Source organism: Streptomyces filamentosus (assembly GCF_014654895.1).
Lineage (GTDB): Bacteria > Actinomycetota > Actinomycetes > Streptomycetales > Streptomycetaceae > Streptomyces > Streptomyces filamentosus.
The window spans coordinates 188,300-202,131 of the sequence record NZ_BNBE01000002.1; the positions used below are offsets into that span (position 1 = coordinate 188,300).

11 protein-coding genes are annotated in these 13,832 nt (G+C 66.3%); 7 read left to right on the forward strand and 4 right to left on the reverse strand.

From position 1 onward, the window contains the following. Window positions 1-56: 56 nt before the first annotated feature. The 4 genes from IE326_RS19855 to IE326_RS19870 all read left to right on the forward strand — a co-directional run bounded on the left by IE326_RS19855 (window position 57) and on the right by IE326_RS19870 (window position 3,866). Complete coding sequence (locus IE326_RS19855) at window positions 57-449, forward strand: DUF2690 domain-containing protein (protein WP_190042442.1); 393 nt, start codon at window positions 57-59, stop codon at window positions 447-449. Between the two features lie 8 nt (window positions 450-457). Beyond that, window positions 458-1,489 (forward strand): hypothetical protein, encoded by a 1,032-nt coding sequence (locus tag IE326_RS19860; protein ID WP_190042443.1) that lies wholly within the window; start codon window positions 458-460, stop codon window positions 1,487-1,489. Between the two features lie 29 nt (window positions 1,490-1,518). Next, complete coding sequence (locus IE326_RS19865) at window positions 1,519-2,757, forward strand: IS701 family transposase (protein ID WP_190042315.1); 1,239 nt, start codon at window positions 1,519-1,521, stop codon at window positions 2,755-2,757. 177 nt (window positions 2,758-2,934) lie between these two features. Further along, window positions 2,935-3,866 (forward strand): IS5 family transposase gene (locus IE326_RS19870; protein WP_190043423.1). Its coding sequence is split into 2 segments (ribosomal slippage): window positions 2,935-3,271 and window positions 3,271-3,866, totalling 933 coding nucleotides; the frame shifts between segments, so codons are not numbered across the junction. Between the two features lie 156 nt (window positions 3,867-4,022). On the opposite strand, the gene IE326_RS19875 is transcribed toward IE326_RS19870, so the two are convergent. Then, complete coding sequence (locus tag IE326_RS19875) at window positions 4,023-4,457, reverse strand: hypothetical protein (protein ID WP_229915516.1); 435 nt, start codon at window positions 4,455-4,457, stop codon at window positions 4,023-4,025. A 505-nt stretch (window positions 4,458-4,962) separates the two neighbouring features. On the opposite strand from IE326_RS19875, the gene IE326_RS19880 reads away from it, so the two are divergent. The 3 genes from IE326_RS19880 (at window position 4,963) to IE326_RS19890 (ending at window position 8,409) form a co-directional block, all read left to right on the forward strand. Next, entirely contained in the window at window positions 4,963-6,795 is a 1,833-nt protein-coding gene (locus tag IE326_RS19880; protein WP_190042445.1) for a hypothetical protein, read from the forward strand. Between the two features lie 245 nt (window positions 6,796-7,040). Further along, window positions 7,041-7,562 (forward strand): hypothetical protein, encoded by a 522-nt coding sequence (locus IE326_RS19885; protein ID WP_190042446.1) that lies wholly within the window; start codon window positions 7,041-7,043, stop codon window positions 7,560-7,562. 463 nt (window positions 7,563-8,025) lie between these two features. Beyond that, window positions 8,026-8,409: a hypothetical protein gene (locus IE326_RS19890; RefSeq protein ID WP_190042447.1), complete on the forward strand. Its 384-nt coding sequence runs from the start codon at window positions 8,026-8,028 to the stop codon at window positions 8,407-8,409. Between the two features lie 89 nt (window positions 8,410-8,498). Here IE326_RS19890 and IE326_RS19895 read toward each other — a convergent pair whose 3' ends face one another. From IE326_RS19895 to IE326_RS19905, 3 genes are all read right to left on the reverse strand, one after another. After that, a complete protein-coding gene (locus tag IE326_RS19895; RefSeq protein ID WP_229915517.1) occupies window positions 8,499-12,581 on the reverse strand; it encodes a golvesin C-terminal-like domain-containing protein in 4,083 nt (1,360 codons plus the stop codon). Between the two features lie 112 nt (window positions 12,582-12,693). Then, window positions 12,694-13,203 carry an AMIN-like domain-containing (lipo)protein gene (locus IE326_RS19900; RefSeq protein WP_190042448.1) on the reverse strand — a complete coding sequence of 170 codons (510 nt, stop codon included), beginning with the start codon at window positions 13,201-13,203 and terminating at the stop codon, window positions 12,694-12,696. Window positions 13,204-13,275: 72 nt separating this feature from the next. Beyond that, a complete protein-coding gene (locus IE326_RS19905) occupies window positions 13,276-13,818 on the reverse strand; it encodes an AMIN-like domain-containing (lipo)protein (protein ID WP_190042449.1) in 543 nt (180 codons plus the stop codon). Window positions 13,819-13,832: the final 14 nt, after the last annotated feature.

The window sequence follows — 13,832 nt, forward strand, 5'->3', positions numbered from 1 at the left end:
CGGAGGCGTCGGCAGGCGGAACCGAAGCGGGATGCCAAGCGGAGAGTTGCCAGGGAGTGGATCCGTACGTCGCCGGGTGCGACTGGGACGCTGAGCCGATCGCGCAGCTCAACAAGGGCAACGACCTCGAGGTGCAACTGGTCTATTCGTACAGCTGCAACGCGGTCTGGGCGCGGGCCACTCTTAACCCCGCCTACACCGGGAACGAGTCGCTGTACGTGGAACTGTGGTCCACGCCGACCGGCGGCGGCGCCCAGTGGGCGCACGGGACGACCAAGTATCTGACACGCGACCTCCCGCAGGCCCACACCCTGATGGGTGACTGGCAGGGCACCAACAAAGCCTGCTGGAACAACGTGGGAGCTCGCTGGGATCCAGCGCCCCTGCACTACGAAGGAGCCGGCGGCAGCATGCCCCGGACGACCGGCGACTGTACGGCTTGGCAGTGAGAGGAAGCATGTTGAAGCGCATATGGAAGCCACGACAGCGGCTCGCCGCACAGGTCGCAGCGACCGGCTTATTGGCGTCCTCCATGGCCCTGGTCCCGTTCACAGGCTCGACCACACCCGCCGAGGCTGCGGACGCCACCACGAATGTCCTCTTCGGGACGCCGGAGAGAGACCTCGGCAAGGACTACGAGAAATCCGACGACCTGATCGTCAGCGGTACCGGCGACTCGGACGGCTTCCACATCGTGACGGCGTCGGAGCGGGAGGGCTACGCCTTCCGGGAAGTCACCTCTCTACGGCGCAAGGACATCGACGCGGGCCCGTGGACGGGGTACGTCTGCACCACCGGCTCGGGCCGGTATGCGGCCGCCGTGTACATGCCCTCCCTGTGGACGAACAAGCCGGGGGCCGTCTACCGCGGCGCGTTCGCCGCCGTCGTACGGCTGAGTGACGGCAAAGTCACCGAAGTCGCCCAGGGCGTGCAGCTCTCCTACTATTCGCCGGGCTGTGGCGAAGACGATCGAGTGCTGTTCTCCACCAGTTCGGCCACGGACACCGACGCCGGAGATACGACCGTCATCGAGGCAGACGCGACGACGGGCAAGGCCGTCGCAGACCGCACCATCACCGGCCAGCTCACCCACATGCTGCCCACCCCGCAGGGGGATTACGGCATCCTCAACGGCGACCTGGTGAAGTTGACCGGCCGCGGCAAGGCCACCCGGGCACAGAAGCAGGCCGAGCTGAACGGTCCTGTCTTCGCCCTGACCTCCTCGGGCGGCGGCAACCTCGACCTCGGGCTCGTGAGCGACCAGAAGAGCGTCATCAGCCGCTGGCATCGGGGAAGGCTCTCCCCGCTGGGTTCCGGCAAGATCGGGAAGCTAAAGCTCCTCCCCCGCAAGGGGGGCTCCCTGGCGGTGGGAGACGTCGCCGGCGTGGACATCTCGCGCGCGCCCGGCCTCAAGGCCCAGCCCTTCACCGGCACGATCGCGGCCGTCTCCCGCGAAGGGCGGCTAGTAGTGCTTCGTTACGTTGGGTGATCTTGGCTGGTGGTGGGCATCTTCTGGTCATGAGGTTGGGGGAGGTGGAACGGCTCCGGGGTGAGATATCGGAGTTCGTTGCCGATGTGTTCGCCTCGTTGCCGCGGCGGGATCAGCGGCGGTGGGGCGGGTGTTATCTGCGGGGCCTGATGCTGGACGGGCGGCGCAAGTCGGTCCAGCCGATGGCCGAGCGGCTGCCGGACGGGAACATGCAGGCCCTGCAGCAGTTCGTGAACCAGTCGCCGTGGGATCCGCTGCCGGTGCGGCGCCGGATCGCCGAACGGCTGAGCCGGGCGATCCGCCCGGAGGTGTGGGTGATCGACGATGTGTCGTTCCCCAAGTGCGGCACCGCTTCGGTCGGGGTGGCCCGGCAGTACTGCGGAGCGCTAGGGAAACGGGCGAACTGCCAGGTCGCGGTCAGTGTCCACGCCGCCACCGACACCGCGTCCTGCCCGCTGGACTGGCAGCTGTATCTGCCGCGGGAGTGGACGGAGGAGCCGGACCGCTGCCACAGGGCCGGGGTGCCGGACGAAGCCATGGCCCACCAGGAGAAGTGGCGCCTGGCGCTCGGCATGCTCGACACGCTCGCCGGTTGGGAGGTGGAGGTGCCGGTGGTGGTCGCCGACGCGGGCTACGGCGTCAGCACCCCGTTCCGGACCGGTCTGGAGGAACGCGGGCTGTCCTATGTCCTCGCGCTGACCGGCAAGGAAGTCGCTCATGCCGAAGAGGCCGAGCCGCACCGGCCCGCCTACGGCGGGCTCGGACCGCCGACCCTGCCCCGCTACCGCACCCCGCCCCGAGCCGTCAGTGTTCTCGCGGAGGAAACCGGTGCGGGACAGTTCACCGAGGTCACCTGGCGGCAGGGCAGCAAAGGCCCGATGACCTCGCGGTTCGCCGTCCTGACCGTCCGGCCGGCGGGCAAGCAGTCCCTGGCCGCGGCCCAACAGGCGGGCGGCGGCCGCACCCGGTGGGACGGTGTCCTGCCCGCCCGGACCCTCCTGGTCGAGTGGCCTGACGGTCAGGACGCGCCGACGGGCTATTGGATCTCGAACTTGCCCGCCACCACCCCGGTCGCCGACCTGGTCCGCTGGGCGAAGATGCGCTGGCGGATCGAGCACGACTACCGCGAGCTCAAGCACGGCCTCGGGCTGGACCACTTCGAGGGCCGCTCCTGGCGCGGCTGGCACCACCACGTCACCCTCGTCACCGCCGCCCAGGCCTTCCTCACCCTGCGGCGGCTCGCCCCAAAAGCCCACACGCCGGCCTGACCCTCTACCAGGTCCTCGACACCCTCCAGGACCTGCTGCAGTGCTGGACCGGCACCTGCACCACCTGCGGCCAACCCCTGCCCCGCAACAGAACCAGACGAAGAACCTAACGAAGCACTACTAGGACTTGTCCGGGCGATCATGTGACTGGTCCGTTCTCGTATCGTTGATGTGAACATGGGGCGGGGTGATCTGAGTGATGCCGAGTGGGAACGGCTGCGGCCCTTCCTGCCGGTCAGCAATCGACGTTGCGGGCGGTGGCGGGATCATCGGCAGGTGATCGACGGGATTCTTCACCGAGTGCGGACCGGCGTGCAGTGGCGTGACCTGCCCGAACGGTTCGGACCGTGGAAGACGGTCTATGAACGACACCGGCAGTGGTCGGCCGACGGAACCTGGGAACGCCTGCTCCAGCAGGTCCAGGCCGAGGCCGATGCAGCAGGTGAGATCGACTGGGACATCTCGGTCGACTCCACCATCGTGCGAGCGCACCAGCATGCCGCCGGCGCGCGCACCGATCCGCCACCGCCTCCCTCCTCAAAAGGGGACGTGCCGGCAGAACACCAGAACGAGACGCCGTGGCAGAGTCTCGTTGCCCGCCTGGCGGAGGTGGTGCTGGAGGTGAGGGCCTGGGCCGTTCGCGCGGCGGGTTCACGACCAAACTCCACTTGAGTGCGGATGGCCGCTGCCGTCCGCTGTCCCTGGTGGTCACACCAGGCCAGCGAGCGGACTGCACCCAGTTCAAGCCGGTGCTGGAGAAAATCCGCGTCCCCCGGCTTGGGACGGGCAGGCCCCGCAAGAAGCCGGACAGTCTCGCCGCGGACAAGGCCTACAGCAACGGACCCTGCCGCGATTACCTGCGGCGCCGCGGTATCCGGCACACCATCCCAGAGAAGACCGACAGCCAGGCCGCCCGCCAGCGCAAGGGTTCACGCGGCGGACGGCCACCGGGCTTCGACGAGGAGCGGTACAAGAAGCGCAACACCGTCGAACGGGCGATCAACCGCTTGAAGCAGTACCGAGCTATAGCTACTCGCTACGACAAGCGCGGCTACGTCTTCCTTGGCACCGTAACAGCGGCAGCCGTGGTCATCTGGCTTCGGACCTGATGATCCGGGGCGCAGGTCGAGACCGCTCTCGGCCTGCCTCTGTCGCCCACACGGCGCCGGGCGTTCGTTCCTGTCCAGAACCTCGGCGTCGGTTGCCCCGAGCTCACTCGGACCGCAACTGTTGGCCTCTTCCCCGACCATGTCCGAACCTGTCGTCTAGCGCTGTTGCCTGCTCTCCAGCCAAACGCTGACTTCACGTCGGAACTCCAGGTCTTCGTCCTTCTTAGCGAGCCACTCCAACTCCCACTCCAGCTCGCGCAGGACCCCTGGAGAGTTGGCGGGATCGCGCACCGCGTACACGGCCGCACCCGTTTCGTACGTGTCGGCCAGGAGCCAGACGCTGTTGTCCAGGGCCAGCATGGCGAAGCCGGGGTGGCCAGCGCGGATGCCGAGGAACGTCGCCGCGCCGGCCCCCATGATGTCCCACCGTTCCAGCAGGCGGACCCGGTGCCAGACGTGCATCGTGCGCCGCCGACGGTCTTCTACGGCGGTCCAGGTTCCCCTGGGCAGCATGAGGAGGAACTCGCGATTCTCGTCGATCAGGCCAGAGGAGGTGGCGAGGTCGTACCAGGCCTTGTTGAGCCGCTCCACGAATCGCGGGTCCTCGTACTCGACCAGGCAGAACCCGAAAACCCGCTCTCGTTCGTACCCCAGGACATGCGGTATCGCCGAGCCCGGAACCGCATCGGGTATCACCTCGAGCCCGGCTCGCAACAGCGGTCTGAATACCTTGCGATACCTCTCCTGCCGGCCCAACCCGTTACCCCCTACCCCATGCCCTGTTCGGCTTGATCGTGCCGCACTCAGCCTATGGCCGAGATCGCCCGGACAAGTCCTAGTCGCGACCTCCGTCATCTCGGACGAACTGAAGGGCGTCACGGCTCCCCTCGGCACCCCGGAAGCGACCGCCACGCAGGATGGCCTCGCCGCCGGCCTGATCCGCATCCAGGCGACGGCCATCAGTACCGGCGCCAGGGCGGCAGTCGCGTTCGACGCTGACACCCACTCCGTCATCAAAAAGCCAGACGCACAGGCCGCGTCTCCAGCAGGCGCCCTAGCCATGGGACCAGCAGCCTATCCGGTCTCCGGTGCGGCCATGAGCGAGGCGAGGACACTTGGAGCGGGCCCGGTGCCACGGGACGACGTGGAACCGCTCAGTTGCGGCGACCTCCTCGACCCGGAAGCGAAGTGCATCTCCGGGGGTACGAGAACGTACGACGAATCTCAGATCTTCAACTTCGAGATTCCCTGCCTGGTGAAGCGGAACAACCCCAAGCGGCAGGCACAGCAGCCCAGCGCGAACCAGGTGGAGTGGGCTGTCGACCAAGCCGTACACGGTGCGCTCACCCTCCAGCGCCCGGCCAACTGGCACGACACCGGCCTGCCAGCCTTCTCCCCGCAGGGACTGTTCCCGAAGCCGAATCTGACCGGCGGCGGTGACATCCCGGCACAGGTCGTCCTCGGCATCCTGGCTCAGGAGTCGAACTTCAAGCAGGCGTCCTGGCACTCGGTGAACGGAACCGCCGGCAACGTGCTCCAGGCCGACTGGTTCGGCAACGGGGCGAGCATCCACAGATACCCGAGCAGGTTGAACTCCGACTGCGGTTACGGCATCGCCCAGGTCACCTCCGGCATGCGGGATTTCGACGGCGCGGACATGTTCGACTCCACCGAGGCCGGGGCCATCGCCACCGACTACGCAACGAACATCGCGGCCGGGATGCAAATCCTCGCTGGTAAGTGGAACCAGCTCAAGGCGCTCGGCATGGAGGCCAACGACGGCAGCCCACAGTGGATCGAAAACTGGTACCTGGCCCTGTGGGGCTACAACAGCGGCGTCTACACCAATCCGGCCGAGCCCCGGGGGCTGGGCTTCTTCAACAACCCGGCCAACGCGCAGTACCCACCTGACCGGCAGGGCTTCCTGCGGGCGACATTCGACGACGCCGCGCACCCCGCCAAATGGCCCTACCAGGAGAAAGTCCTCGGCTGGGCGGAGACCCCGCACAAGACGTGGAACTGGGAACCCTCATACATGGTTCCCGACTTCCCTGGCGCCACGGCCCTGCTGAACCTGCCGACGAACTACGGCCTGTTCTGCTCCCCCTCGGTGAACAACTGTACGCCTGGAGTGGCCAACCCCTGCCCGGCCATGAACGAGACCTGCCGCTGGGCCGGCAGCGTCGCCTGGATCACCGGCCAGAACGAAACCAACGCGTCCCGTGAACAGTTGAGGTTCCCGGTCGGCTCTCCCGAGTCGGCACTCGTCGCCAAATACCCCTCGGGGCCGTGCATGACGACGCCCGACGGCACTCCGGGCACCATCGTCATCGACGACCTCAACGGGCGCGAGGACGTCTATGGTTGCGGGGCCTTCCCGAATAAGGATCAAGGCAAGTTCTCGCTTCAGTTCGGGGACAACCTCATCGTGAACCGCGACGACGGTACGTTCCGTGCCACCCCGTACATCGCGCAAATCGACGTTCACCAGCTCGGCGCGGGCTACAACGGCCACGTGTTCTTCACACACAACTATCCGTCGAGCGACTACTTCCACAAGGTCACAGGGCGCTGGCAGCTCAACCCGGGCTACCTTCCGTCCGGGGATAAGCCCGGCGGCAAGCGATTCACCGTATGGATTCACCTGCCCAACCACGGCGCCGAGGCCACCGTCCGGTACACCACCAAGCCCGGCCCCAACGTGGAGGGACTTGGCCCGGACACCTGCACCATCAGCCAGGCGAACCGGACTCAGGGCAAGAACTCCTGGTTCAAGCTGGGCTCGTGGCGCTTCTGGAAGGGCGGCGGCGTCGAGATGGACAACGTCCATCCTGACGGCGGCACCGGGGACGCCAACGTCGCCTTCGACGCCGTGGCCTTCGTCCCCGTCACCACGCCCGACAAGGGCAACTGCAACATGGGACAGTGATGGAAAGCGCGCACTCGATGCGCCGCCAGATCGTGGCGGCAGCCGCTCTCGCGGCTGCCGCCACCCTGGTCGGCTGCACACAGCAAGAACAGACGGCCAAGCCCGATTCTGACTCCCGGTCCGTCGGCACACCCGCGGCTCCCGCCCCGGCCCGATCCGCTCCACGGCCTTCCACAGCCTCGACGACCGCCCCTGCCACGGCGGTCACGAAACCACCGTCGGCCGCGGACTGGCCAGACCGAGCCGTGCCAGCCGACCAGGCGCCCGAGCTAGGGGAGAGCAAGGTCATCGCTCCCGGCTACCGGGCGGATGACTTCCTGGCCGGTCTCGCCGCGCGGTGGGACATCCCTCTCGGCGAGCCACGCCTGATCGACGCACCGCGAGGTCGCAAGGTGTGGCATTTCTCCGGGGGCGTACCCCGTGACGGCGAGCGGCGGATGGCCATCGCCGGCGTTCCGACGCAGCAGGGCGACATCATCCTGTTCAGTTGCATGGTGAAGGCCGACCAGGCGAAGGCCGGAACGTTCCTTGAAGACTGTGTAGACACGGGAATCCCAGGGTGGGACGCCAAGGGTGCGACCGCGTGGCTCAAGACGGCGAAGCAGCAGGTCGACGCCCTCTACACCAAGGAACGCCGACAGGTCGTCAGTTCCCTCTACGTATCCGCAGGTACGCACGCGTTTCTGCGGAGGTCCGGCCCGACGCCCGAATCTGTAGGGACATACGAACTGTCGGTGAGTGGCGGGGGGATCGCCGAGAGCTCTTGACCGCTTACCGTCCATTCCCTTGACCAGTCAGCGGGTCCCCGGTCGTCGGCTGTGTCGAGTCCACTCGGCACAGCCGACCACCAGGGATCTGCCAGTTCCCAGGCTTCCGTCTCAATGCCTCCGTACGAGTCGGCCGAACGTGTAGGAGACTCGGGTCATGCCCTCACCTTTACGCCAGCGGACCGGCCAGGCTGCTTCCCTTCTGTTCGCGTTCCTCCTCATGGGGCTCAGTGCCTGTTCCAGGGGCCCCAGTCAGAGTGAACTCAGGAAGATCGCCACTTCGGATGAGGTCCGGGAAAAGAGAGAGTCGGCCGAACGCGATCTGCGGGCACGGGCCGATGAGATCAGAGCCTCCTCTCCTTGGGGTCCGCCGCTGCGGACCACCGTCGTGGACACCTGTGCCCGGGGCGGGGGCAAAAACTATCTTGATCAGAATGCGCCGGAGCAGCCCGTCCTGTCCTGCATGATGCGGCTGCATCTGTACTTCGTCGTCGACCGTCCTGTAGCCCAGATCCTCCAGGACCTCCGCTCCATGAGCGCCCCCACCAGGTGGTCTGGGGACTCGATCGACAACGCGTTGCGGTACTACGAGAACAAGACCTATGAGAAGCCGTACACCTATCCTCCGTCGATCGGCTCTCGTACCGGAGGGGAGGACCTGCGCTGGGACGCGCCCGGTGATGAAGCGGGGGCGAAGGTGCCAGAACCATGCCCCGACCACAAGGCGGTCCTCGCCACCTGTGTGTCCGATCCCGCCGACCTCACCCTCGCCGTGATACGGAAGCGTCCAGGGACCCTGTACGCGTGGACCCTCACGTCGGGGTACCACAGGCTGTACCGCTCGTAGCGGGACGGGAAGCCGAAGAGCCGGCTCGGGGCGTCACGTACGTTCCCCGGCCGGCTCTTCGCTTTCGTCTCAGACGATGCGTCCCTCTCCTACCATCCGTCGATGGTCGCTTCCATGGCGTTCGCGTAGAGCCGGGCGCCGCTGATCTTCGGGTGGAAGGACTGGGCGGAGAGGCCGTACGCCTTCAGCAACGGCCAGTCGGTCAGGGTGTTGTCGCTGTCGGTCAAGGTTTTGACCATGCCGTGGATGCTCTCGGGGTTTCCACACACGCCCTTGTTCTCGAAGGCCCAGGTGGGGTCGGAGAACCTCGCGTTGATGCCCTTGCTCCGGGCCATTTCTCCCACGCTCCTCATCTCGCCGGTGAGATGCGCGGCCACGGTGTTGAGCCAGTTGTTGGACTCCTCCGACAGGCCCAGGCCAGCGAGTCGCAGACAGCTCGCATTGCCGGAGACCAGCTTCGGGTAGCCCATGAGGAGGATCTTGGCGTTGGGAGCTTTGCGGTGGATCTCCTCGACAGCGGCGAGGATGTCTACTTTCACCACTTGGGTGATCAAATCGGGCAGAGCAGTCTCCAACGGGAGGCCTGTAAAGCGGCCGTCTCTGTTCGTCTCGATATACCCGTCTCCGTCGACGTCCCGGTCGATACGCGGGTCGTGGTCGTCGAACAGTTTGTCCTTACAGCTTCCGGAGCCGTAGGAGATAAGGCACTTTTGGATGACGTACGAAAACCGCGAGTCGTTGCCGCCGATGGAGATCGTCACCATGGTGGTGTTTTGATCCAGATATCCCTTGTGGATCTGGGCGAGTTCGCCGTTTTCCGGGTCTCGCAGGATGTTGTACGTGCGCGCGCCGGAGCAGGCGATCAGGTGGTAGTCCATGCTCGCGTCCCAGCGATCCGCCAGCTCGCCGATGGACTCGTACGCTCCGGCGGATGTCTTGGCCTGGCGTGACCACGTCTTCTTCGAGCGGTGGCAGGCGTTGCGGGTCGGCTCGTTCTGGCTGTCCCGGTAGTTGGTCTCCTTGTAGTAGTCGGCGTTGCCTTCGGAGGCGCCCTCGCCCGAGGAGAAGGAGTCACCCATGGCCACGATCTGGTGGGCCGGCTTGCCCGGCAGTTTCTGGAACGCCACGGCGTCCCAGGCGATGTCCTCGCCGGTGCCGCCGTCCTCGGCGTGGGTAGACAGGGAGACCGTCGGTGTGCCGGTGAAGCGGAAGACTCCCAGGCTCACCCAGCGGTTCTCGCGAGTGCGCTGCGGCACGACGCGGACCGGTGAGGTGGAGTCCGTACCGCCTACGACGTAGGCGGCCTGCCGGGTGTGCGCGCCGTGGTCGGGCATGTGCACCAGAACACGGCTCCAGCCGATGGCGGACTCGTCGAGCGTCCACTTGCCGGTAATGAACGTCCGGGCACCGTCGAGGGTGTCCTGGTCCCTGGTGTGGGAGAACCAGAAGTGGTTGTTACTTCCGGCTCCGATCTGGTGCAGGTCCATCTTGCCCGCGTAGGTGCCGTTCCAGCCGGCGAAGCTGAACGCGAAGGTCCCGGCGGATGCGGAGGGGCCGCAGGTTCTGCTTGTGCTTCCGGCGGGTGTCACGTCGGCTGGGGTGTTCTCGATGATCTTCGTCCCGGCAGGCAGGCCGCCCGTCCCGCACTGGGGCGGGTAGGAGTTCGCGTCCGGCTGTTCCGGATAGGTGTCGTTGAAGCGGTGGACCGCGTTCCCGCACTCTGAGAGGAGGTTGCAGTCCTTCCACTGCACCGAGGTGTTCCACCAGCAGTGCAGCCAGTGCGGGTTGGTCGTCGCCTCCTGGTCCAGGGTGCAGGCGCCCTGACCGGGGTCGTTGGAGTCGTTCTCGCCGATGCGCCCCGCGTAGCAGTTGTTGTTCTCCATAGTGCAGAACAGGTCGAGCCGCGGCTTGGCCCGCGTGCGGTCTCCGTTGCTGTTCCACCACGCGGCCCGGTAGCCGGCCTGCATGTCACCAGGGGCGAACAAGGCGGCGATGGGGCGGGCGGCCCAGCCGATCACCTTCTCCTGGTATGGCCAGTCCTGCGGGTGTGCCGCGTGGGAGTAGTCGTCGGCTCCGCTTGCGTTTTCCAGGAAGGGCGTGCGGTTATATTTCCAGAGCGGGTTGGCCGGGTTGTTGGTGAAGCCGACTCCCCAGTGGTCGCCCCCTGCGGAGTCGCTGCCCTTCTCGTAGAACCCCGAGTTGTAGGCCCAGAGGGCGAAGAACCAGTTCTCGATGTGCTTCGGGTGACCGTTGTTGACGGTCAGGCCTGCCTTGTTGGTCTGGTTCCACTTCTCGGCGAGGATGGTGGCGCCAGCGGCGATGTTCGCCGTGTAGTCCAGTGCGACTGCCTCCTGCTGTGTCCTGCTGAGCTTGATGCCCTGGTCGGCCAGCCGCATGCCGTCGGTTACCTGGGTGATCCCGTAACCACAGTCGGCCTTGGCCCAGTTGATGGCCCAGGGGTCCGGCTGGCCGCCACCGGCCGTGTACTCGACGCCGTAGTAGTTTCCGATCAGGGAGTTGGCGGTGACGCCCGGTACGGCGAAGCGTGTGGCCTGCCACATGTTGGATTCCTGTGCGGTGATGCCGAGCAGCACCTGCGAGGGGATGTGCCAGTCGTTGACCCGGTCCGGGATGCCATTGCCGTCTCCGTACAGCAGGGTCGGCGGGAACAGCGTCTGCGGCTGGTAGGCCGCCATGCCTGTGTTCTTCCAGTTGGCCGACCGGGAGACGTGCTTGTTCAAAGTTCCGGCGACCGTCTGGTTCACGGCCCATTCGACCTGCCGGGGAGTCGGCTGGAACGCCTGCTTGCGCACGTCGTTGCGCGGCACAGCGCATGTACGCTCCGCCTCGACCGGATCCGTGGGCGACGGGTCGGCCGTCGCGGACATCGCCGCCGAAGCCTTCGACGTCCCTCCGCCACCGGACAGCACGGGCGACAAAGCTCCTCCCGCGGACCGATCCTTGGTGGTACCTAGTGGGCTGCCTCCTGGCAAGGCTTCCAGGACCTCGGTCCTCCCGGTGGCGAGCAGGCGGAGCTCGGTCCGGACCGGCCGGGCACCGTCCTCGTCCGGAGTGATCAGGGGAGAGTCCTTCCCCGCAGCCCAGGCGGTCGCCACGGCGGTTTCGCCCCGGGTGGAGATCCGGTCGTCCTTCGCCAGGCCACCACGGTTGCGGACGGTCCTCGGTAGCGTCCCCAGCGTCTTCGCCCTGCCGGTGACGTGCACGGTGCCGTCAGCCGAGGAGGCGAGGTCCCACTCCGTCAAAGCGCCGCGCACAAGCGTGGACGGCGTGGCTTCGCCGTTCCTGATCTGCCCGGCGGTCACCCGGCGGGCCTGGCTGTCGCCGTCTTCCGTCTTCTCTGAGGCCGGAGCGGGGAGCCGCTCGATGAACGTGACTCCGCCGTCCTTGTCGGTCCGGAGCTGGAACGGAACACCGCTCGTCCGTGCAATCGTCTTCCGCTTCCCGCTCTTTTCGACTCGGACCAGCCTCGCACCCTCGGCTGCGACGATGCCCTCCTGTGTCGGTATCGCGGAGGTCACGTTCCCGTGTAACAAGAGCGGCTTTCCGGCTTTGCCGGCGGTGGCATCGACTGTGATGAGGCGGGTGCCGGTCTGTTCGTCCTTCTCGTGGGACAGCTGGCTGAAGATTGCGTCCTCGCCCTCGCCGCAGCCCGGCGAGAAGTACGCCAGGGATGCCTGGTGAGGAAGCTTGACGACCCGCCCTGTCTCCAAGTTCACGATCGCGGTGAACGCTCCCCTCACCATCAGTTCGGGCTTGTTGGTGAAGGTCCGTGGCGCGTACGCCACCGCCGCCCGTTTTCCCGACTCCGTGACGCAGGCGTTCCCGATCCAACTGTCGGCGTCGAAGCCCGGCTCCGAAAGCGTGGCCGCGGTCTTCCACTCGTACCCGGCAGCAGCGTCCGCCACCAGAATGTGGAACCCTTCCGCGTCGCCAGAGGTGGTCCACGCGACGTCCTCGGACACGGCGTATCCGTTCCCCAGGACCGATGCACGACGTCCCTCCGGAATCGCGCCCGGGGACGTGCCCTCCGTTGCTTTTTGCGTCCAGGGCTCAGCCGATTGCTGCTGCTTGACGTCGTCCGGCCGTTGCAGAACCTCCGCCATGGCCTGTGTCGGTAACGTCGCCAACAGCGCCAGCGTCGTGGTGATCACCACAGACGTGGATGCCCGTCGTCGCCTCACTGCGCGTTTCCCCTTCTTCCTGGATTTACTCGTGAGCCTGTTATCGGCTGTCTTTTCTGGTTTCTTCTGGTGCGCACCGTGGCTACCGGTAGACATCGACGACGATGCGGTCCGGCTGCGTGAGACGGAAGACGTTGTACCGGGTCGAGGGGCCGAGCGAGAGGCCGAACTGGGCCTTGGCCGCGTGGAAGCTGGTCAGTTGGACTCCCTTGATCGTGGGCAGGTTGAACGCCTTGCTTAACTCCAATTCGGAGGCGAGGTGTGCTGGGTCCATCTTGAGGAACAGGTAAGAAGTTCCCTTGACTTTCAGGTAGTGAATGTCTCCATCCATCGGAATGAATTCGCCTGAGAGGTTCGTGTATGTGTCCGTGACCAGGGTGCCGGCGGTGAGGTCGAAGACGAGCCGGTCGTAGTTGGTGTGCGTTGCGGCACGGATGCCTGTGATGCAGGGGTTGTCGTAGCACGTCACGGCTGTGGTGGCGGTCTCGGCAGGGGTGGCGGCGGTGGCCGTCGGCAGGGCGAGCACCGAGGCGACCGCCGTGGCGGCGAGGGGCATGGTGGCGCGGGCCCATCTACGAAGCGATCTGCTCATGACAAATGGACTCCTTGTGCGAAACGAGAGAGGGGTGACAAGGCCGAGGAGAGGAGGGCGGCTGCCCGTGGCCTATCGGTAGATGTCGATGACCAGGCGGTTCGGCTGGGTCAGCTGGAAGATCTGGTAGCTCGTCGACGGTCCGAGTGTGATGCCGAACTGGACACGCTTTTCGAAGCGGTTGTCGAACGCTCCCAGTTCCTGGACTCCCTTGAGGGAAGGAAGGCCGAAGCTCTGCACTCTGGGACTCGTGAAGATCAGATTCCTCGCATTGTCATAGATGTCGGCGTTCTCCATCGTGATGAAGAGGTACGAGGTGCCGCGGACCTGCAGGAGTTCCCGCTGGCCGCTCCACGGATAGAACGCACCCGTCGTGTTCGTCTCCGTCGTGACCTGCGTGCTCGACGTCAGGTCGAAAACCAGCCGGTCGTAGCCAGTGTGTGTCGCGGCGCGTGTTCCTAGAACGCAGGTGTGGGAGCACGTGGGGGTCACGTTCGCGGTACCGCTCTCGGACGGCGGCGCGGCGGATGCCGAGGGAAGGGCGAGCACCGAGGCTGCCACGGCGGCGGCGAGAGGTGCAGCGATACGGGCCCAGGTACGAGGCGAGGTGCGCATGATGGAAGAACTCC